Source organism: Acidovorax sp. LjRoot66 (assembly GCF_964253305.1).
Classification (GTDB): domain Bacteria; phylum Pseudomonadota; class Gammaproteobacteria; order Burkholderiales; family Burkholderiaceae_C; genus Acidovorax.
Window position 1 is genome coordinate 5,641,644 of the sequence record NZ_CAXUQU020000001.1, and the last position, 19,481, is coordinate 5,661,124.

At 68.3% G+C, this 19,481-nt stretch carries 17 protein-coding genes; 16 read left to right on the top strand and 1 reads right to left on the bottom strand.

Annotated features, from left to right (window positions below; genetic code table 11):
* The first annotated feature begins 121 nt into the window (after positions 1-121).
* The 7 genes from asd to accD all read left to right on the top strand — a co-directional run bounded on the left by asd (position 122) and on the right by accD (position 8,843).
* On the top strand, positions 122-1,252 hold the full coding sequence (gene asd / locus ACSQ3Y_RS26470) for an aspartate-semialdehyde dehydrogenase (protein WP_436179375.1): 1,131 nt from the start codon (positions 122-124) through the stop codon (positions 1,250-1,252).
* Between the two features lie 294 nt (positions 1,253-1,546).
* On the top strand, positions 1,547-4,150 hold the full coding sequence (locus tag ACSQ3Y_RS26475) for a FimV/HubP family polar landmark protein (protein WP_436179376.1): 2,604 nt from the start codon (positions 1,547-1,549) through the stop codon (positions 4,148-4,150).
* A gap of 52 nt (positions 4,151-4,202) precedes the next feature.
* Complete coding sequence (truA, locus tag ACSQ3Y_RS26480; RefSeq protein ID WP_436179377.1) at positions 4,203-5,021, top strand: tRNA pseudouridine(38-40) synthase TruA; 819 nt, start codon at positions 4,203-4,205, stop codon at positions 5,019-5,021.
* The gene (locus ACSQ3Y_RS26485) at positions 5,018-5,779 is read left to right on the top strand and encodes a phosphoribosylanthranilate isomerase (RefSeq protein WP_057202130.1); all 762 of its coding nucleotides are present in this window, start codon (positions 5,018-5,020) and stop codon (positions 5,777-5,779) included. The genes truA and ACSQ3Y_RS26485 overlap by 4 nt, the downstream gene beginning before the upstream one ends.
* Complete coding sequence (trpB, locus tag ACSQ3Y_RS26490) at positions 5,757-7,028, top strand: tryptophan synthase subunit beta (protein WP_436179378.1); 1,272 nt, start codon at positions 5,757-5,759, stop codon at positions 7,026-7,028. The genes ACSQ3Y_RS26485 and trpB overlap by 23 nt, the downstream gene beginning before the upstream one ends.
* Positions 7,025-7,834: a tryptophan synthase subunit alpha gene (gene trpA, locus ACSQ3Y_RS26495; protein ID WP_057202128.1), complete on the top strand. Its 810-nt coding sequence runs from the start codon at positions 7,025-7,027 to the stop codon at positions 7,832-7,834. The genes trpB and trpA overlap by 4 nt, the downstream gene beginning before the upstream one ends.
* A 136-nt stretch (positions 7,835-7,970) precedes the next feature.
* A complete protein-coding gene (accD, locus tag ACSQ3Y_RS26500) occupies positions 7,971-8,843 on the top strand; it encodes an acetyl-CoA carboxylase, carboxyltransferase subunit beta (RefSeq protein ID WP_057268463.1) in 873 nt (290 codons plus the stop codon).
* 91 nt (positions 8,844-8,934) lie between these two features.
* Here accD and ACSQ3Y_RS26505 read toward each other — a convergent pair whose 3' ends face one another.
* Positions 8,935-9,483, bottom strand: coding sequence for a YggT family protein (locus ACSQ3Y_RS26505; protein ID WP_057202561.1), 549 nt, complete (start codon positions 9,481-9,483; stop codon positions 8,935-8,937).
* A gap of 77 nt (positions 9,484-9,560) precedes the next feature.
* On the opposite strand from ACSQ3Y_RS26505, the gene ACSQ3Y_RS26510 reads away from it, so the two are divergent.
* The 9 genes from ACSQ3Y_RS26510 to ACSQ3Y_RS26550 all read left to right on the top strand — a co-directional run bounded on the left by ACSQ3Y_RS26510 (position 9,561) and on the right by ACSQ3Y_RS26550 (position 19,480).
* The gene (locus ACSQ3Y_RS26510; RefSeq protein WP_436179379.1) at positions 9,561-10,196 is read left to right on the top strand and encodes an LON peptidase substrate-binding domain-containing protein; all 636 of its coding nucleotides are present in this window, start codon (positions 9,561-9,563) and stop codon (positions 10,194-10,196) included.
* A gap of 28 nt (positions 10,197-10,224) precedes the next feature.
* Positions 10,225-12,114, top strand: coding sequence for an SDR family NAD(P)-dependent oxidoreductase (locus tag ACSQ3Y_RS26515; protein WP_427999693.1), 1,890 nt, complete (start codon positions 10,225-10,227; stop codon positions 12,112-12,114).
* A 195-nt stretch (positions 12,115-12,309) separates the two neighbouring features.
* Positions 12,310-13,542 (top strand): lipopolysaccharide biosynthesis protein, encoded by a 1,233-nt coding sequence (locus tag ACSQ3Y_RS26520; RefSeq protein WP_436179380.1) that lies wholly within the window; start codon positions 12,310-12,312, stop codon positions 13,540-13,542.
* Positions 13,526-14,137, top strand: a complete 612-nt coding sequence (locus ACSQ3Y_RS26525) for an acyltransferase (protein WP_436179381.1) — start codon at positions 13,526-13,528, stop codon at positions 14,135-14,137. The genes ACSQ3Y_RS26520 and ACSQ3Y_RS26525 overlap by 17 nt, the downstream gene beginning before the upstream one ends.
* Positions 14,130-15,194: a glycosyltransferase gene (locus ACSQ3Y_RS26530; protein ID WP_057202122.1), complete on the top strand. Its 1,065-nt coding sequence runs from the start codon at positions 14,130-14,132 to the stop codon at positions 15,192-15,194. The genes ACSQ3Y_RS26525 and ACSQ3Y_RS26530 overlap by 8 nt, the downstream gene beginning before the upstream one ends.
* A complete protein-coding gene (locus tag ACSQ3Y_RS26535) occupies positions 15,191-16,222 on the top strand; it encodes a glycosyltransferase family 2 protein (RefSeq protein ID WP_436179382.1) in 1,032 nt (343 codons plus the stop codon). Before ACSQ3Y_RS26530 ends, ACSQ3Y_RS26535 begins: the two co-directional genes overlap by 4 nt.
* Positions 16,219-16,920 carry a class I SAM-dependent methyltransferase gene (locus ACSQ3Y_RS26540; RefSeq protein ID WP_436179383.1) on the top strand — a complete coding sequence of 234 codons (702 nt, stop codon included), beginning with the start codon at positions 16,219-16,221 and terminating at the stop codon, positions 16,918-16,920. Before ACSQ3Y_RS26535 ends, ACSQ3Y_RS26540 begins: the two co-directional genes overlap by 4 nt.
* 36 nt (positions 16,921-16,956) lie before the next feature.
* Positions 16,957-18,321, top strand: a complete 1,365-nt coding sequence (locus tag ACSQ3Y_RS26545) for a UDP-glucose dehydrogenase family protein (RefSeq protein WP_436179384.1) — start codon at positions 16,957-16,959, stop codon at positions 18,319-18,321.
* Positions 18,308-19,480 carry a DegT/DnrJ/EryC1/StrS family aminotransferase gene (locus tag ACSQ3Y_RS26550; RefSeq protein WP_436179385.1) on the top strand — a complete coding sequence of 391 codons (1,173 nt, stop codon included), beginning with the start codon at positions 18,308-18,310 and terminating at the stop codon, positions 19,478-19,480. The genes ACSQ3Y_RS26545 and ACSQ3Y_RS26550 overlap by 14 nt, the downstream gene beginning before the upstream one ends.
* Position 19,481: the final 1 nt, after the last annotated feature.

Sequence of the window (19,481 nt, forward strand, 5' to 3'; positions counted from 1 at the left end):
TCACCAAAACCACGACCATTAAGGGCTGACTCAGCCTGGTTCGTCGTGCGCCCCTCCTGGCCTGACGAGCCAGGCGAGCAGTCCGGTCTGGCACTGTTTCTCAATCTGAAAGGGCGTTGAAATGAGCAAGTTGGTAGGTTTGGTCGGCTGGCGCGGCATGGTCGGCTCGGTGTTGATGGATCGCATGGCCGAAGAAAATGACTTCGACCTGATCGAGCCATTGTTCTTCTCCACCTCCAACGCGGGCGGCAAGGCCCCTGCGGTGGCCAGGAACGAGACCACGCTGCAGGACGCGTTCAACATCGACGCCTTGAAGCGCTGCGACATCATCATCACCGCCCAGGGCGGCGAGTACACCTCCGAAGTCTTCCCCAAGCTGCGCGCTGCCGGCTGGAACGGCCACTGGATCGACGCCGCCTCCACGCTGCGCATGGAAAAGGACGCCGTCATCATCCTCGACCCCGTGAACCTGCCCGTCATAAAGGACGCACTGGCCAAGGGCGGCAAGAACTGGGTCGGCGGCAACTGCACCGTGAGCTGCATGCTGATGGGCGTGGGCGCACTGTACAAGGCCGGCCTCGTCGAGTGGATGAGCACCCAGACCTACCAGGCCGCCAGCGGCGGCGGCGCCCAGCACATGCGCGAACTGCTCACGCAGTACGGCACGCTGAACGCCGAGGTGAAGTCCCTGCTGGACGACCCCAAGAGCGCCATCCTGGAGATCGACCGCAAGGTCATCGCCAAGCAGCGCGCGCTGACCGGTGCCGAGACGGCCAACTTCGGCGTGCCGCTGGGCGGCTCGCTGATCCCCTGGATCGACAAGGACCTGGGCAACGGCATGTCCAAGGAAGAGTGGAAGGGCATGGCCGAAACCAACAAGATCCTGGGCCAGGGCGAAGGCTTCACGGCCCCCGCCATCCCGGTGGACGGTTTCTGCGTGCGCGTGGGCGCCATGCGCTGCCACAGCCAGGCCCTGACCTTCAAGCTCAAGAAGGACGTGCCCGTGGCCGACATCGAGGCCATGATCGCCGCCGACAACGAGTGGGTGAAGGTGGTGCCCAACACGCGCGAGGCCACCATCAAGGACCTGACGCCCGTGGCCGTCACCGGCACCATGACCATCCCCGTGGGCCGCGTGCGCAAGCTGGCCATGGGCCCCGAGTACGTGGGCGCCTTCACCATCGGCGACCAGTTGCTCTGGGGTGCCGCCGAACCCCTGCGCCGCATGCTGCGCATCCTGCTGGCAGCGTAAACTACGCCCCGGCAAGCCCCGTAAAAGCGCGCGCAATGCAGATTGCGCGCGCTTTTTTGTGCCCAGCAGCCTGACACACCCAGTTACGTGACGTTGGCAATTGGCAACATCTGAATGCCCCAATCTGGTGCATGGACACCAGGGGCAAAGCTTCCGCGCCACCTCAGCTTGTCAGTGCAAAACATTGATGCTATGGTGCTTTTTACATATTTTCACGCGCCGGGGCGGGACCAGACCATGAGAAAAACAGCACCGCTCGACCGAGCCGCACAACCCAATCAGTTGATGGCAAACATGCATCGTTGGAAATTTTCTGTGCTGGCGGCTGCGGCCGTGGCCACTGCCGGGCTTTACGCCACCGATGCGTCCGCGCTCGCGCTGGGCCGCATTACCGTGCAATCCGCGCTGGGCGAGCCCCTGCGCGCCGAGATCGACCTGCCGCAGATCACCCCTGCGGAGGCAGAAACCCTGAAGGCCAGCACCGCCACGCCGGAGGTGTTCCGCGCCCAGGGCATGGAGTACTCGCCCACCATGAACAACCTGCAGGTGCAACTGCAACGCCGTGCCGATGGCTCGGCCGTGCTGCGCCTGTCCAGCGACCGCCCGGTGAACGACCCCTTCGTCGACCTGGTGCTCGATGCGTCCTGGGGCTCGGGCCGCCTGGTGCGCAGCTACACCATGCTGTTCGACCCGCCCGCCATGCGCCGCCCGGCGCCAGCGGTCACGGCATCCCCGCAGATCAGCCCTCCCGCTTCACGCCCCGAGGTTCCGCCCGCCGTCGCCGGGCGCTCTTCGGGTGCTGCATCGGCACCCGCCGCAACGCCCCGTGCACCAGCAGCCCCCCGCGCCACACCCGCCGAAGGCAGTGTGACCGTGCAGGCCGGCGACACGGCGGGCCGCATCGCCAATGCCAACCGCCAGGGCGGTGTCTCGCTCGACCAGATGTTGGTGGCCATGCAGCGCGCCAATCCGGACGCCTTCATCGGCGGCAACATCAACCGCATCAAGGCCGGCGCCGTGCTGCAGATCCCTGACCAGGCCACGGCCCAGGCCACGCCTGTGCCCGAAGCCCGCCAGATCCTGGCAGCGCAGAGCCGTGACTTCGGCGCCTTCCGCCGCAAGCTGGCCGAATCTGCCCCCTCCGCTACCGTGGCATCGGCAGAACGCTCGGCCAAGGGCTCGGTGCAGACCCGGGTGGAAGACAGCAAGCCCGCCACCACGGCCCCCGACAAGCTCACCCTGTCCAAGGGTTCGGTCAAGGGCCAGAAGGCCGCAGAAGACCAGTTGGCCAAGGACAAGCAGGCCAGCGACGCATCGGCCCGCATGGCCGAACTGTCCAAGAACATCAGCGACCTGAACAAGCTCGGCGCCGCATCGGCCGCAGCACCTTCGACGCCAGCCACGCCTGCAGCACCGGCAACCGCTCCTGCAGCGGCAGTCCCCGCAGCCAGCACGGCCCAGGTGGCCGTGCCCGGCGTGCCCGCCACGCCTGCCGCCCCAGAAGCCCCACCGGCAATGGCGGCCTCCGAACCCACCAGCAGTGCATCGGCCGAGGCCAGCGCAGCCCCTGCGTCGGACGCGGCTCCTGCCGCCCCCGCAGCCCCTGCCTCCAAGCCCATCGTGCTGCCGCCACCCACACCGGTGGCAGAACCCGGCTTCTTCGACGGCCTGCTGGACGACCCGCTGATCCCCCTGGCCGGTGGCGGCCTGCTGGCCTTGCTGCTGGGCTATGGCGCCTACCGCGTGATCCAGCGCCGGCGCAACAATGCGGGCGTGGACAGCTCGTTCCTTGAAAGCCGCATCCAGCCCGATTCGTTCTTCGGCGCCAGTGGCGGCCAGCGCGTGGACACGGCCAACAGCGAGATGACCACCGGTTCGTCCATGGCCTACTCGCCCAGCCAGCTCGATGCCGGCGGTGACGTGGACCCCGTGGCCGAAGCCGACGTGTACCTGGCCTATGGCCGCGACCTGCAGGCCGAGGAAATCCTCAAGGAAGCCATCCGCCACAACCCGGCCCGCGTCTCCGTGCACGTGAAGCTGGCCGAGATCTATGCCAAGCGCCAGGACCGCAAGGCCCTGGAGTCGGTGGCCGGCGAAGTGTTCAAGCTCACGCAGGGCGAAGGCCCCGACTGGGCGCGCATCGTCGACCTGGGCCGTGGCATCGAGCCAGAGAACCCGCTGTACCAGCCCGGCGGCCGCCCCGGCATGGTGGAGGACGAGAACCCATCGGTTCCCGGCGCGTTCGTGAGCACCTTCTCGGGCGCTCCCGTGGCCTCCGCCGCCTTGCCGCCCGATCTGGACCTGGACCTCGACCTCGATCTGCCCGACGACGCACTCACCGATGCACCACCCGCGCCTCCCGGCGGGTTTGCCGCAGCGGCTGCAGCCGCCACTGCGGCAGCGCCTGCTCCGCGCGCGCCGCAACGCACGGAGCCCGTGCTGTCCAGTGAAGATTTCGACCTGCCTGACCTGACGGGCGATGCCGCCTGGAATGCGCCCGCACCGGCCCCCACGCCAGCGCCCGCAGGCCGTGCAGCCCCCAACGACGAACTCACCATGGCGCCCACGGGCCCCATGCCCCTGGCCGAAGCCCAGGACTCCGGTCCGATGGACTTCGATCTGGGCGAGCTGTCGCTGGACCTGACGGCGCCCTCCAAGCCCATGGCCGCCCCCGCATCGCGCGAAGCGGAAATCCCCACGGCCGCCGTACCCATCTCGGAAGACGACGGATCGGCCGCCGCCCAGGACGACCCACTGGCCACCAAGCTGGCACTGGCCGAAGAGTTCAACGCCATCGGCGACACCGACGGTGCCCGCACGCTGATCGAAGAGGTCGTGGCCGAATCGAGCGGCGCCCTGCGCACCCGCGCCCAGCGCATGCTGGTCGAACTGGGCTGATGCGCTCGGCTTCCACGGCCCTGAGCTACCCCACCCCAGCCCAGGCCCGCCCATGAGGGTGGCCCTGGGTGTCAGTTACAACGGCCAGCCCTACAGCGGCTGGCAAAGCCAGCTGTCCGGCAACACCATCCAGGACAAGCTGGAGGCGGCCCTGGCGCGCTTTGCCACGCACCGCGTGAGCACCCTGTGCGCCGGCCGCACGGATGCGGGGGTGCACGGCCTGATGCAGGTGGTGCATTTCGATACCCCCCTGAACCGGCCACCCTCCTCCTGGGTGCGCGGCACCAACACCTTTCTGCCCCCCGACATTGCGGTGCAATGGGCCAGCCACGTACCCGACAGCTTCCACTCGCGTGGCAGCGCCGTGGCGCGCCGCTATGCCTACGTGCTGCTGCAGTCGCCCGTGCGCCCGAGCGTGGACGCCGGGCGCGTCGGCTGGGTCTACCACCCCCTGGACCATGCGGCCATGCGCCAGGCCGCAGACCACCTGCTGGGCGAGCACGACTTCACTTCGTTCCGCGCCTCCGCATGCCAGGCCAAGTCGCCGGTGAAGACACTGTCGCGCATCGACATCACGCAGCGTGGCCCGGGCGAGCCCCACCCCGAGCTGGGCTGGAGCCCCTGCTACTGGCGCTTCGAGTTCGAGGCGAATGCCTTCTTGCACCACATGATCCGCAACCTCATGGGCTGCCTGGTGGTGATCGGCCGGGGCGACCAGCCGCCCGGGTGGATAGAGCAGGTGCTACAGGCACGCTCGCGCGACGCGGCGGCGCCCACCTTCTCGCCCGACGGGCTGTACTTCCAGGGACCGGTCTACGACGCCGCGTGGGGCCTGCCCCAGCGCACGGCTGCGTATGATTGGCTCCCATGAGCACTTCATCGCCTTCCCACACCACGCCCCTGCCCGCCGCCCGCACCCGCATCAAGATCTGCGGACTGACGCGTGAGCAGGACGTGGACGCCGCCGTGGCGGCAGGTGCCGATGCCATCGGCTTCGTGCTGTTCGCCCAGAGTGCGCGCGCCGTCACGGCAGCGCGCGCGGCCGAGCTGGCGCGGCGCCTGCCACCCTTCGTCACGCCGGTGCTGCTATTTGTGAATGCCAGCACCGAGGAGGTGGTGGCCGCCACCGCGCAGATTGCCGGCGCCACCGTGCAATTCCATGGCGACGAAACGCCTGAGCAATGCCAGGCAGCCACCGGAGGCGGTGCCCGACCCTACCTGCGCGCTGCCCGAATACCCCTGGGCCCGGATGCGGCACAATTCGACCTCGTAAAATACGCACACGATTTTTCAAACGCCCAGGCCATCCTGCTCGACGCCCATGTCGAGGGGTACGGCGGCGGCGGCAAGGCATTCAATTGGTCACTCCTTCCACCAAGCGTCGGCTCTCACCTCGTTTTGTCTGGTGGACTCACGCCTGCAAACGTGACCGATGGCATTTTGCAAGTACGCCCGCGTTGCACCACGCTGGCGGTTGATGTCAGTTCCGGCGTCGAGGCCCATGGGCCCGATGGAAGCCTCCTGAGAGGCATCAAGGACGCCGAAAAAATCCATCGCTTCGTTGCCGCCGTGCGCGCGGCCGATGCACAACTTGCAAAGAATCCCCATGAGTTCCTATCAGCAACCTGATCCTTCGGGCCATTTCGGCTCCTACGGCGGCAGCTTCGTCAGCGAGACGCTGACCCACGCTATCAACGAACTGCGCGAGGCCTACGCCCGTTACCAGCACGACCCCGAGTTCCTGGCCGAGTTCCAGTACGAGCTCAAGCACTTCGTGGGCCGGCCCTCGCCCGTCTACCATGCCGCGCGCACCAGCCGCGAACTGGGCGGCGCGCAGATCTACCTCAAGCGCGAAGACCTCAACCACACCGGTGCCCACAAGATCAACAATGTGATCGGCCAGGCCATGCTGGCCCGGCGCATGGGCAAGCCGCGCATCATTGCCGAGACCGGCGCGGGCCAGCACGGCGTGGCCACGGCCACCATCTGCGCGCGCTACGGCCTCGAATGCGTGGTCTACATGGGCTCGGAGGACGTCAAGCGCCAGAGCCCCAATGTCTACCGCATGAAGCTGCTGGGCGCCACCGTGGTGCCCGTGGAATCGGGCAGCAAGACGCTCAAGGACGCCCTGAACGAAGCCATGCGCGACTGGGTGGCCAATGTGGACAACACCTTCTACATCATCGGCACGGTGGCGGGCCCGCACCCCTACCCGATGATGGTGCGCGACTTCCAGAGCGTGATCGGCACGGAATGCCTCACGCAGATGCCCCCGATGTTGGCCGAACAGAAGGTGCAGGGCGAGCAGCCCGATGCCGTGATCGCCTGCGTGGGCGGCGGCAGCAATGCCATGGGCATCTTCCACCCCTACATTCCGTTCGAGAAGACGCGCCTGATCGGCGTGGAAGCCGCCGGCGAGGGCCTGGACAGCGGCAAGCACTCGGCATCGCTGCAGCGCGGCAGCTCGGGCGTGCTGCACGGCAACCGCACCTTCATCCTGCAGGACGCCAACGGCCAGATCACCGAGACGCACAGCATCAGCGCAGGCCTGGACTACCCCGGCGTGGGCCCCGAGCACGCCTGGCTGCAGGAGATCGGCCGTGCCGAGTACGTCGGCATCACCGACAAGGAAGCGCTGCAAGCCTTTCACCACCTGTGCCGGGTGGAGGGCATCATCCCCGCGCTCGAATCGAGCCACGCCCTGGCCTATGCCATGAAGCTGGCCCCGAGCATGCGCGCCGACCAGTCCATCCTGGTCAACCTGTCCGGGCGCGGCGACAAGGACATCGGCACGGTGGCCGACCTGTCGGGCGAAGATTTCTACGACCGCCCCTCCATGCGCGGACTGTCCGTGAAGGGTGCAGAGGCCAAGCCATGAACCGCATCAGCACCACTTTCGACCAATTGAAGGCGCAGGGCCGCAAGGCCCTGGTGCCCTATGTCACCGCCGGTTTCCCGTTCGCCGACATCACCCCGGCCCTCATGCACGGCATGGTGGAGGCGGGCGCCGACGTGATCGAGCTGGGCGTGCCCTTTTCCGACCCCATGGCCGATGGCCCGGTGATCCAGAAGGCGGGCGAAAAGGCCCTGGCCCTCGGGATCGGCATGGCCCAGGTGCTCGACCACGTGCGCGACTTCCGCAAGCGCAACACCACCACCCCGGTGGTGCTCATGGGCTATGCCAACCCTGTGGAGCGCTATGACCAGGTGCATGGCGCGGGCGCCTTCGTGCGCGACGCGGCAGCGGCCGGTGTGGACGGCGTGCTTGTGGTGGACTACCCGCCCGAGGAATGCGAGGCCTTTGCCGCCAGCCTGCGCGCGCACGGCATGGACCTGATCTTCCTCTTGGCGCCCACCAGCACCGACGAGCGCATGGCCCAGGTGGCGCGCGTGGCCAGCGGCTATGTGTACTACGTGTCGCTCAAGGGCGTGACCGGATCGGGCGCGCTGGATACCGCTGCCGTGGAGCAGATGCTGCCGCGCATCCGCCAGCATGTGCAGATCCCCGTGGGCGTGGGCTTCGGCATCCGCGATGCCGCCACGGCCCAGGCCATCGGCAAGGTGGCCGACGCCGTGGTAATCGGTACGCGCATCATCCAGCTGATCGAGGACCAGCCGCACGAGAAGGTCGTCCCCATCACGGTCGACTTCCTGCGCGGGATCCGCAAGGCACTCGACGCATAATGTGGGCCTTGGCGCCCGCCCTCTCCGGCGGGCGCCCACTATGGTTGCACACACGGTTGTGTCTTTTCGCGTCCTGCCCTGGTGGTCCTGGATCGGTCGAAATGGCCTGAAACCCTGTCATTGACGAGGAAAACACATGTCCTGGCTTGAAAAACTCCTGCCCGCCAAAATCCAGCAAACCGACCCGACCGAGCGCCGCCAGGTGCCCGAGGGCCTGTGGATCAAGTGCCCGAGCTGCGAAACGGTGCTCTACAAGTCCGACCTGGAGCACAACCAGAACGTCTGCCCGCACTGCAGCCACCACCACCGCATCGGTGCACGGGCGCGCCTGGACGCCTTCCTGGACCCCGAAGGCCGCTACGAGATCGGCCAGGAAGTGCTGCCTGTGGATGCGCTGAAGTTCAAGGACAGCCGCAAGTACCCCGAGCGCCTCAAGGAGGCGCTGGAGAACACGGGCGAGACCGATGCCCTCATCGTCATGGGTGGTGCGGTCAAAAGCATCAACGTGGTGGTCGCCTGCTTCGAATTCGACTTCATGGGCGGCTCCATGGGCTCGGTGGTGGGCGAGCGCTTCGTGCGCGGCGTGGAGACCGCCATCGAGCAGAAGGTGCCCTTCCTGTGCTTTACCGCCACCGGCGGTGCGCGCATGCAGGAAGGCTTGCTGTCGCTGATGCAGATGGCCAAGACCAATGCCTCGCTGACACGCCTGGCCAAGAAGGGCCTGCCCTACATCAGCGTGCTGACCGACCCGACCATGGGCGGTGTGAGCGCCGGCTTCGCCTTCGTGGGCGACATCGTGATTGCCGAACCCAAGGCCCTGATCGGCTTTGCCGGCCCGCGCGTGATCGAATCCACCGTGCGCGTGACCCTGCCCGAAGGCTTCCAGCGCGCCGAGTTCCTGCAGACCAAGGGCGCCGTAGATTTCATTTGCGACCGCCGCGAGCTGCGCAATACCGTGGCCAGCAGCCTGGCCATGCTGCAGCGCCTGCCCGCAGACGCCGTGGTGTAAGCACGCAACAATCCGACAGGCATGCCTTGGCATGCCCCATGAAAAAAGCGCCTGTCGAAAGACCAGGCGCTTTTTTGCTCTGCGGGCCCAGTCAGCGCATCACGTTGGCTTGCAGGTTGGCCAGCACAATCATCAGCACCTGCAGCAGCACCAGCACCACCAGCGGCGACAGATCCACCCCGCCCAGCAGGGGAATCACCTTCTGGAACGGCCGCAGCACGGGGGCGCACAGGCGCCACACCACATCGGACAGCGGCGAGCGGGCGGAGATCCAGGACATCACCGCATGCACGATGAGCAGGCCCATGAGCCCCGACACCGCGACCTTGGCCAGGCCAAAAAGCACCAGCCAGGGCAGCCAGGCCCAGGCGGCGGCCGCGCCGACGAGCAGCAGGAACAGCACGTACTGCAGCACCTGGAACAGGACCGCCGCCACCAGGCTGGACAGGTCCCACTTGCCCACCGGGGGGATCAGCTTGCGCAGGGGCAGGATGATCCAGTCGGTGAGCGCAAAGACCAGCCCGCCGATGGGGTTGCCAAACGGCACGCGCTGCAACTGCATGTACAGGCGCAGCAGACAGGCGCCCGTGAGCAGGCCACCGACGACATCGAGCAGGAAGGAAGCGATCTGGAAGAACATGGGAGCGGCAAAAAGGAAAGCGGGCGGTGCGAAAGCAGCCCGCGCCATGGGATGATAGCGGGCGAAGAACCTGCCTTATGACACAACCCCTTTCACTGTCATCTTTGCCCCTTTTCCCTCTGGGTTCCGTCCTCTTTCCCGAGGGCCTGCTGGCCCTGCGCGTGTTCGAGGTGCGCTACCTGGACATGGTGCGCAAATGCCACCAGATGGGCGCCCCCTTCGGTGTGGTGTCCCTCACCCAGGGCCACGAGGTGCGCCAGGCAGGCGCCCCGGAGGAGCAGTTCAGCGAGATCGGCACCCTGGCCGTCATCGACAAACTCGACACGCCCCAGCCCGGGCTCATCACCCTGCAGTGCCGGGGCAGCCAGCGCTTTCGCATCGTGCAGCGCAGCCACCTGGTGCACGGCCTGTGGATTGCCGACGTGACGCACCTCGATCCCGACATGTCGGTGCCCGTGCCCGACGACCTGAAAAAGGCGTCGCAGGCCCTGGCGCAGGTGCTCAACACCCTGCAGCAGCGCGACCCGGACAGCCCCGGCGCGCTGGTGCCTACTGCCGCCCAGCTCGACGACTGCGGCTGGGTGGCCAACCGCTGGTGCGAGCTGCTGCCCGTGCCGCTGGAGCTCAAGCAGCGCCTGATGGAACTGGACAACCCCCTGGTGCGGTTGGAGCTCGTGGGCGACGTGCTGGAACGCACGGGCATCGCGCAGTGACCCGCGGATCCGGCAAAGCGGCCAGCCCGTGCTGAGCAACGTTCTGGAGTGGCCCCGCCCGGTCAAGCGGCTGGTGGTGGTGGCGCTGGACATCGCCATGGGCCTGTTCGCCATGTGGCTGGCCTTCACCCTGCGGCTGGACGTGCTGCACTGGCCCGAAGGCATGCAGTGGCTGGCCTATGCCCTGGCACCCGTGCTGGCCTTCCCCATCTTCGTGAACCTGGGGCTGTACCGCGCCATCTTCCGCTACACCGGCATCACGGCCCTGGTCACCACCGGCAAGGCCGTGGCGATCTACGGGGCGCTGCTGTTCGCCATCCTGATGGCGGGCCAGTGGGTCGGCATCCCGCGCAGCGTGGGCATTCTTCAGCCGGTGATCTTTCTGCTGCTGGTGGGCGCCAGCCGCTCGCTGGGCTGGATGTGGCTGGCCGGGCAGACCACCAAGGCCCCGCACCGGCTGCTGATCTACGGCGCCGGTACGGCCGGCGCCCAGACGGCGGCAGGGCTGGTGAGCGCGCGCAACTACGTGCTCGAGGCCTTTGCCGACGACGACCGCGCCAAAGTGGGCCGCAGCATCAACGGCGTGCGGGTGTATGCACCCATCGCGCTGGCCGAGGTGGTGAAACGCTTTGGCATCACCGACGTGCTGCTGGCCCTGCCCAGCGTGCCGCGCCAGCGCCGCCACCAGATCATCGAGAACCTGCGCTCGCTGCCCGTGCGCATACGCACCATCCCCGGTCTCACGGACCTGGCCAGTGGCCGTGTGACGGTGACCGACTTCCAGGACCTGGACCTGGAAGACCTGCTGGGCCGCGAGCCGGTGGAGCCCGACCCCGAGCTGCTGGGCCGCCACATCCGCGGCCAGGCGGTGATGGTCACGGGCGCGGGCGGCAGCATCGGCAGCGAGCTGTGCCGCCAGATCGCGCGCGAAGGCGCGGCGCGCCTGCTGCTGGTGGACCACAGCGAGTTCGCGCTCTACAGCATCCACCAGGAGCTGCAGGCCATCGTGCAGCAGGAAGCCATGGCCTGCGAGCTGGTGCCGCTGCTGGCCAGCGTGAGCCACGCACAGCACATGCTCGACCTGTGCCAGGCGCACCGCCCGCGCACCATCTACCACGCGGCCGCCTACAAGCACGTGCCCATGGTGGAGGCCAACGCGGGCGAAGGCATCCGCAACAACGCCTTCGGCACGCTGAACATGGTGCGCGCGGCCATGGACAGTGGCGTGGAAAACTTCGTGCTCGTCTCCACCGACAAGGCAGTGCGCCCCACCAACGTGATGGGGGCCAGCAAGCGCGTGGCGGAACTGGTGCTGCAGGCGGTGGCGTCCTGCACCCGCCAGCCCGATTCGCAGGGCGGCACACCGCGCACTCGTTTTTCCATGGTGCGCTTCGGCAACGTGCTGGGCTCCAGCGGCAGCGTGATCCCGCTGTTCCGCAGCCAGATCGCGGCGGGTGGCCCCGTCACGGTGACGCACCCGGACGTGACACGCTATTTCATGACCATCCCCGAGGCCGCGCAACTGGTGCTGCAGGCCGGCGCCATGGCGCAGGGCGGCGAGGTCTTCGTGCTGGACATGGGCGCGCCCATCCCCATCCTGGAGCTGGCGCAGCGCATGATCGCGCTGTCGGGCCTGAGCGTGCGCGCACCGGGCCATCCCGAGGGGGACATCGAGATCGTCTTCACCGGCCTGCGCCCAGGCGAAAAGCTCTACGAGGAACTGCTGATCGGCGATGGCGCAGAGCCCACGCCGCACCCGCGCATCCTGCGTGCCCATGAGGAACACCTCGCTTGGGAGGTGCTGGAGAGCCGCCTGCAGGCATTGGAGCGTGCCATCCACCAGGCGGACGGCGCCGCCATGATGGTCCTGCTGCACGAACTGGTACCGGGCTTCCACCAGGATCCCCAGCAGGCCTGACATGAAGCCCCCCCTGAGTCGCTTCGCGCCTTCAACCCTCTCTCGACTCACTGCGCGAGTCGGGAGGGGGACGCCCCCGGTGCACGCAAGCGAAGCGCCGCATTCGCGGCTTGGCGGCCCTTGCACGGGGGCGCTGGCTTGGGCCGTGCCGGTTTCGTGGGCCGCAGGTGGCGCGCAGCGCCATGGATCACTGACGTGAGCTCCACCCTGCTGCGCGCCACGGCCACCTTGCTGACCGGCAGTGTGGTGGCCCATGCGCTGCCCTTGCTGCTGGGCCCGGCGCTGACGCGCCTGTACACGCCGGCCGAATTCGGCCAGTTCGCGTTGCTGTGGGCCCTGGCCACCAACGTGGCGGTGGTCGGCTGTGCGCGCTACGAATTCGCGCTGCCACTGGAAAAAGCCGAGCCGGGCGCGGCCGAGCTCATGGCGTTGTGCGCGCGCCTGCTGCTGCTGGTCACGGCAGGGACGCTGGTGGCCGGCGGGGTGATAGCCGTGCTGCAGGGCATGCCGCTGGCCTGGGCCCTGCCGCTGGCCGTGCTGTCCATCGCGGCCACGCAGTGGCTCACGCTGTGGGCCACGCGCTCACAGCGCTTTGGCCTGCTGTCCGTTGCGCGCCTGGTGCAGCATGGCGGCGGTGCCGTGCTGCAGCTGGCGCTGGGCCTGCTCAAGCTGGGCGCGGCCGGACTGCTGGCCGGTGCGGTGGCCGCAGGGCTGGTGGCTGCGGCGGCCCTGGCCAGGCCGGCACCTGCCGGGGGCTGGGCGGTGCTGTGGCGCACGCCCTGGGCATCGCTGCGGGCCATGGCCGCAAAGCACCGCGATTTCCCGCTGCTCAATACGCCGCATGCCTTCATCGGTGCGCTGCAGGACACGCTGACGCTCATCGCCGTCGCGGCCTGGGCGGGCGATGCGGCAGCAGGCCTGTGGGCGCTGTCGCTGCGCTACCTCAAGGCGCCGGCCACCTTGCTGGGCGGCGCCCTGTCGCAGGCGCTGTACCCGCAGCTGTTGCAGGCCCCCAGCGCGGCACAGGCCCGCACCCTGGTGCGCAAGAGCATGCTGGCGCTGGCGGCCATCGCGCTGCCGATGGCCGCGGTGCTGATGCTCTGGGGTCCCTGGCTTTTCACCACCGCGTTCGGTGCGCAGTGGAGCGAGGCCGGCCCCCTGGTGCGCGCGATCGCGCCCTACATCGCCCTGCACTTCATCGCCTCGCCGCTGTCGGTGACCACGCTGGCCTGGCGCGCACAGGGCTGGGCCCTCAAGCTGGCGCTGGTGGGACAATTGGCCTTCTTTGCCGGGCTGCTGGCCGGGCTGGCCCTGGGCGGCCTGGAAGGCGCGGCCTGGGGCATCTCGGCATCCATGCTGCCCTACTTCGCCTACTACGTTCTCACCCTTGCCCACTGGAAACACATCCCCGATGAAAGCCTGGCTTAACCGCGCACGGCGCCGGATCTGGCAGGCGCTGATGTACCGCATGGTCTTCGGCGAGCGAACGCCGGGCGGCGTGCTGCTGGCGCACACGCGGATTGCACCCAGCACCTGCATCGAGGGCGAGCACGGCCTCACGCTGGCAGACCATGTGTTCATCGGCCAGTTCAACTTTCTCGACGCCACGGCGGGCCTCACCATCGACGAGGGCGTGCAGATCACCAATTTCGTGAGCATCGTCACGCACAGCTCGCACCGTTCCATCCGGCTGCTCGGGCGCGGCTACGCCACCCATGCGGGCGGCGAGATGCCCGGCTATGTGAAAGCGGCCGTGCACATCGGCGCCTACACCTTCGTGGGGCCACACAGCCTGATCGAGGCGGGCACGCGCATCGGCCGGGGCGCGCTGATCTGCGCCTACTCGCAGGTACGCGGAGAGGTGCCGGCGTTTGCCGTGATGGCGGGCGCGCCTGCGCGCCAGGTCGGTGACGTGCGCACGGCGGATGCGGCGCTGCTGGCGCAGTTCCCCGAATGGGCCGAACACTACCGTGCCTGGGCGGGGGAGTTGCCCCAGGCCTTGGAGGCAAGAACCCATGGCTGAAGCAAACAGGCATCTGTGCCTGCTGGGCGATGCCACCAGCCCGCACATCCAGCGCTGGGCGGTGGAAATGCGCGCGCGTGGCTACCGGGTATCGCTGGTCACAGCCCGCCCGGCCCCCATCGAGGGGGTGGAGCAGAAGGTGCTGGCGCCCGTGCGCCGCTCGACCGACTGGCTGCTGCGCGTGGGGCAGGCGCGCCGCTTTGTACAGGCCCTGGCGCCCGACATCGTGCACGCGCACTACATCACCTCCTACGGCTACCTGGCCGCGCGCTGCGGCCGCCATCCGCTGGTGATGACGGCCTGGGGCAGCGACCTGCTGGTGACGCCGCAAAAAAACACGCTGATGCGCTGGCTGACGGGCTGGAGCCTGCGCCGGGCCGACCTGATCACCGGTGACTCGCAAAGCCTGATCGATGCGGCCAAGGCCTATGGCCCTGCCTGCCCCGTGCAGGAGATCCACTGGGGTGTGGACCTGGCGCGCTTTGCGCCCGCGCCCTGGGCCGCCAAGACCGGCCTGCAGATCGTGAGCCTGCGCTCCTGGGAGCCCAACTACAACATCGACACCATCGTCGAAGCCGTGGCCACCCTGGTGGCACGCCATCCCGAGGCAGGGGTGCAACTGCACCTGCTGGGCGGAGGATCGATGGAAGCAGCGCTGCGCGCACTGGTAACCGCCAGGGGGATGGAAAGGCACGTGGTTTTTCACGGACGGCTGGACGATGCGGGCATGGCGCGGGTGCTGGCGCAGTGCAAGCTGTCGGCCTCGGTACCGACGAGCGACGCGACCTCGGTCTCGGTGCTCGAGAGCATGGCCTGCGGGCTGGCCGTGGTGGCCAGCGACCTGGATGCCAACCGCGCCTGGCTGGACGCCAGCCTGCTGGTGCCACCACGCGATGCGGCGGCGCTGGCGCGCTGCCTGGAAACCCTGGCCGCCGACGATGCCCGGATGCAGCGCCATGGACAGGAGAATGTGAAGCGCATTGCGCGCGACGGCGACCGCGCCGTACAGATGGACACGATGGATCGACTTTACCGAGAACGGATGGGCACCCCATGAGCCGGCCCCAGGACACCCCGGCATGGGTCAGCGTGATCGCGCCCTGCCGCAACGAGGCGGGGCACATCGCCGCATTCTGCGACAGTGCGCTGGCGCAGGTGCTACCGCCCGGCTGGCAGATGGAAGTGCTGGTGGCCGATGGCTGCAGCGACGACGGCACGCGCGAATTGCTGGTCGCGCGCAGCACACAGGACGCGCGGCTGCAGTGGGTGGACAACCCCGGGCGCATCGTCTCCACCGGCCTCAACGCCTGCATTGCACGCGCCCGTGGCGAAGTCATCGTGCGCCTGGACATCCATACCCGGTTCGCGCCCGACTATGTGGCGCGCTGCATCGAAACCTTGCAACGCAGCGGTGCCGACAATGTGGGTGGCCCCTGGGTGGCCGAAGGCACGGGGCCCATGGGCCGGGCCGTGGCCGCCGCCTTCCAGTGCCGCTGGGTGGTGGGTGGCGCGCGCTCGCGCGACACGCAGCACGATGGCGAGGTGGACACGGTCTACCTGGGCTGCTGGCCGCGTGCCGTGTTCGAGCGCATCGGCGGTTTCGATGAAGCCCTGGTGCGCAACCAGGACGACGAGCACAACCTGCGCCTGCGCCTGGCGGGCGGGCGCATCTGGCAAAGCCCGCTGATCCATTCGCTCTACCACCCACGCAATTCGCTGCGCCATTTGTTCGCACAGCAGCGGCAATACGGCTACTGGCGCCCCTTCGTGATGCGCAAGCACGGGCAGGCCGGCTCGGTTCGGCAACTGGTGCCGGCGGCCTTCGTGGCCGCGCTCGGCCTGTTCGCGCTGTGTCTGCCCTGGACCGTGCTGCCGCTGGCGGCACTGATCGCGCTGTATGCGGCTTACGTGACTTTGGCATCGGTGTCGGCCGCGCGCAGCGCAGGCCGCTGGCAATTGCTGGCGCGGCTGCCGGTGGTGATCGCGGCTTACCATGTGGCCTATGGCCTGGGCACCTGGCGCGGCCTGTGGGACGTGCTGCGCGCGCGTGCACCGTCGGCCCGGTTCGCCCGGATCACGCGATGAGCGACCCCACCGAGCCCCAGGCCGTGCAGGCGCGCTATGCGCGCCGCGATGCCGCGCAGGACGCGCGGCACTACCAACTGATGGCCAGCGCCTCGGCCCTGCAGGCGCAGCAGGAGCGCCTGCGCGCCATGGTGCGTTTGTGGAGTGCGCATGGCTGGACGGACCTCGCGGACAAATCCATCACCGAGGTGGGCTGTGGCAGCGGAGGCAACCTGCAGGACCTGTTGCGCCTGGGTGCCAGCCCCGCACGCCTGCAGGGGCTGGAGCTGATCGGCGAACGTGCCGCGCAGGCACGCGGCATCTTGCCCAGCGCCGTGCGCATCACCGAAGGCGATGCCACGCTGGCGCCCGTGGCCGAGGGCAGCCAGCACGCGGTACTGGCCTTCACACTGTTCAGCTCGTTGCTGGACCCGGCGTTCCGCCAGCACATGGCCGACGTGCTGTGGCGCTGGGTGGCACCGGGCGGCGGTGTGCTGGTCTACGATTTCATCGTGGACAATCCCCGCAACCCGGATGTGCGCGGTGTGCCCCTGGCCGAGCTGCACCGGCTGTTTTCCAGGGCGCAGGTGCAGTCGCGGCGGATCACGCTGGCCCCGCCGATTGCGCGCAGGCTGCCTGCGGCCTGCATCGGGCCTGCATCCGCCCTGCTCTACCCGCTGCGCACCCACCGACTGACCTGGCTGGCCAGGCCGGCTTGACCGTTGGCATCCCCGTTCCGCACTGAATCACGTTCCATGAAAATCACCGTCATCGGCACCGGCTATGTAGGCCTTGTCACCGGGGCCTGTCTCTCGGAGATGGGCAACCACGTGGTGTGCCTGGACCTCGATGCGCGCAGGATCGCATCGCTGAACCAGGGCCAGTTGCCCATCCATGAGCCGGGCCTGCTGGACGTGGTGCTGCGCAACGCGCGCAGCGGCCGCCTGGAGTTCACCACCGACATCGACCATGCCGTGGCGCATGGCCTGCTGCAGTTCATCGCCGTGGGCACGCCCCCGAGCGAAGACGGCTCGGCCGACCTGCAGCATGTGCTGGCGGCAGCGCGATCGATCGCCGAGCGCATGGCGGGCTACAAGCTCATCGTCAACAAGAGCACGGTGCCCGTGGGCACGGCCGACCAGGTGCGCGACGCTGTGGCCGCCGTACTGTCCTCCCGCGGTGCGCAGCCGGAATTTGCGGTGGTATCGAACCCCGAGTTCCTCAAGGAAGGCAGTGCGGTGCAGGACTTCATGCGGCCTGACCGCGTGATCCTGGGCACCCAGGATGAGCGCGCCACCGAACTCATGCGTGCGGTGTATGCGCCCTTCATGCGCAACCGCGACCGCCTGGTGGTGATGGACGTTCGCAGTGCCGAGTTCACCAAGTACGCGGCCAATGCCATGCTGGCCACGCGCATCAGCTTCATGAACGAGCTGGCGCTGCTGGCCGAGAAGCTGGGCGCCGACATCGAGAACGTGCGCACCGGCATCGGCATGGACCCGCGCATCGGCACGCATTTCCTGTACGCCGGCACGGGCTACGGCGGATCGTGCTTTCCCAAGGATGTAAAGGCGCTGATCCGGACGGCGCAGGATGCCGGGCAGGACCTGCAGATCCTGCAGGCCGTGAAGGCCGTGAACGAGCGCCAGAAGCAGGTGCTGGCCGACAAGATCGTCGCCCGCTTTGGCGCCGACCTCGCGGGCCGGCGCTTTGCACTCTGGGGCCTGGCCTTCAAGCCCGGCACCGACGACATGCGCGAGGCGCCGAGCCTGGACATCATCGAACGGCTGCTGGCCCTGGGTGCCGAGGTCGTTGCCTATGACCCGCAGGCCCTGGACCAGGCGCGCCAGGCCCTGGGCGAACGCACAGGCCTTTCTTTCGTGCAATTGGCCGATGCAGCGCTGCAAGGCGCAGACGCGCTCGTCATCGCCACCGAGTGGAAGGAGTTCCGCAGCCCGGACTTCGCCCACCTGGCCGCCACGCTGCGCGAACGCGTGGTGTTCGACGGCCGCAATCTCTTCGAGCCCGCCGAGCTGCGCGCCGCCGGGCTGGAATACCACGCCATCGGCCGTGGTGCTGCCCCTTCCACCCCATTGCCACCCGACCATGCCGAACGCTGAAACCACCGCCCTGCCTTTCCTCCCCTTTGCCCGTCCCGACATCGGCGATGCCGAGGTGAACGCGGTCGCCGAGGCCATGCGCTCGGGCTGGGTCACCACCGGCCCGCAAACCCGGGCTTTCGAGCAGGCCTTCACCGACTACCTGGGTGGCGGTGTGGACAGCCTGGCCGTGAACTCGGCCACCGCCGGCCTGCACCTGGCCCTGGAAGCCCTGGGCATTGGCCCGGGCGACGAGGTGATCGCCCCCACGCTGACCTTCACGGCGACCACCGAGGTGGTGCGCTACCTTGGAGCCGACCCGGTGCTGGTGGACGTGGACACGGTGACACTGAACATGGATCCGGCACTGGTGCGTGCCGCGATCACGCCGCGCACCAAGGCCATCATGCCGGTGCACTATGGCGGCCTGGCCTGCGACATGGACGCCATCCTGGCCATTGCGAAAGAGCATGGCCTCAAGGTAGTGGAGGATGCCGCCCATGCCCTGCCCACGACTTGGAGAGGGACGCTGGTGGGCCAACTGGCCTCGGATGTCACCGTGTTCAGTTTCTACGCGAACAAGACCATCACCACCGGCGAAGGTGGCATGGCCGTGACACGCGACCCGGATCTCGCCAAGCGCATGCGCGTGATGCGCCTGCACGGCATGAACCGCGATGCCTTCGATCGCTTCACCTCCAAGACGCCTGCCTGGTACTACGAGGTGGTGGCCCCGGGCTTCAAGTACAACATGACCGACGTGGCTGCGGCCATGGGCGTGCAGCAACTGGCGCGCCTGCCGGCCTTCGTGCAGCGGCGCCAGTACCTGGCGCAGCACTACCACGCGGCGCTGGCAGGCTTGCCGCTGGTGCTGCCGGCCGAGGCGCCGATGGGCGACGTGCATGCCTGGCACTTGTACGTGATACGACTGGCTCCGGGTGCGCGCCTGTCGCGCGATGCGCTGGTGCAGGGCCTGTCGGACCTGGGGATCGGCACCAGCGTGCACTATGTGCCGCTGCACCGCCACCCCTACTGGCGCGACCGCTACCAGCTCACGCCCGAGATGTTTCCGCAGGCCGATGCGGCCTACCAGGCCATGGTGAGCATCCCGCTGTTCACGGCCATGACCGACGCCGACCAGGACCGCGTGATCGCGGCCCTGCAGACCCTGCTGGGATGAG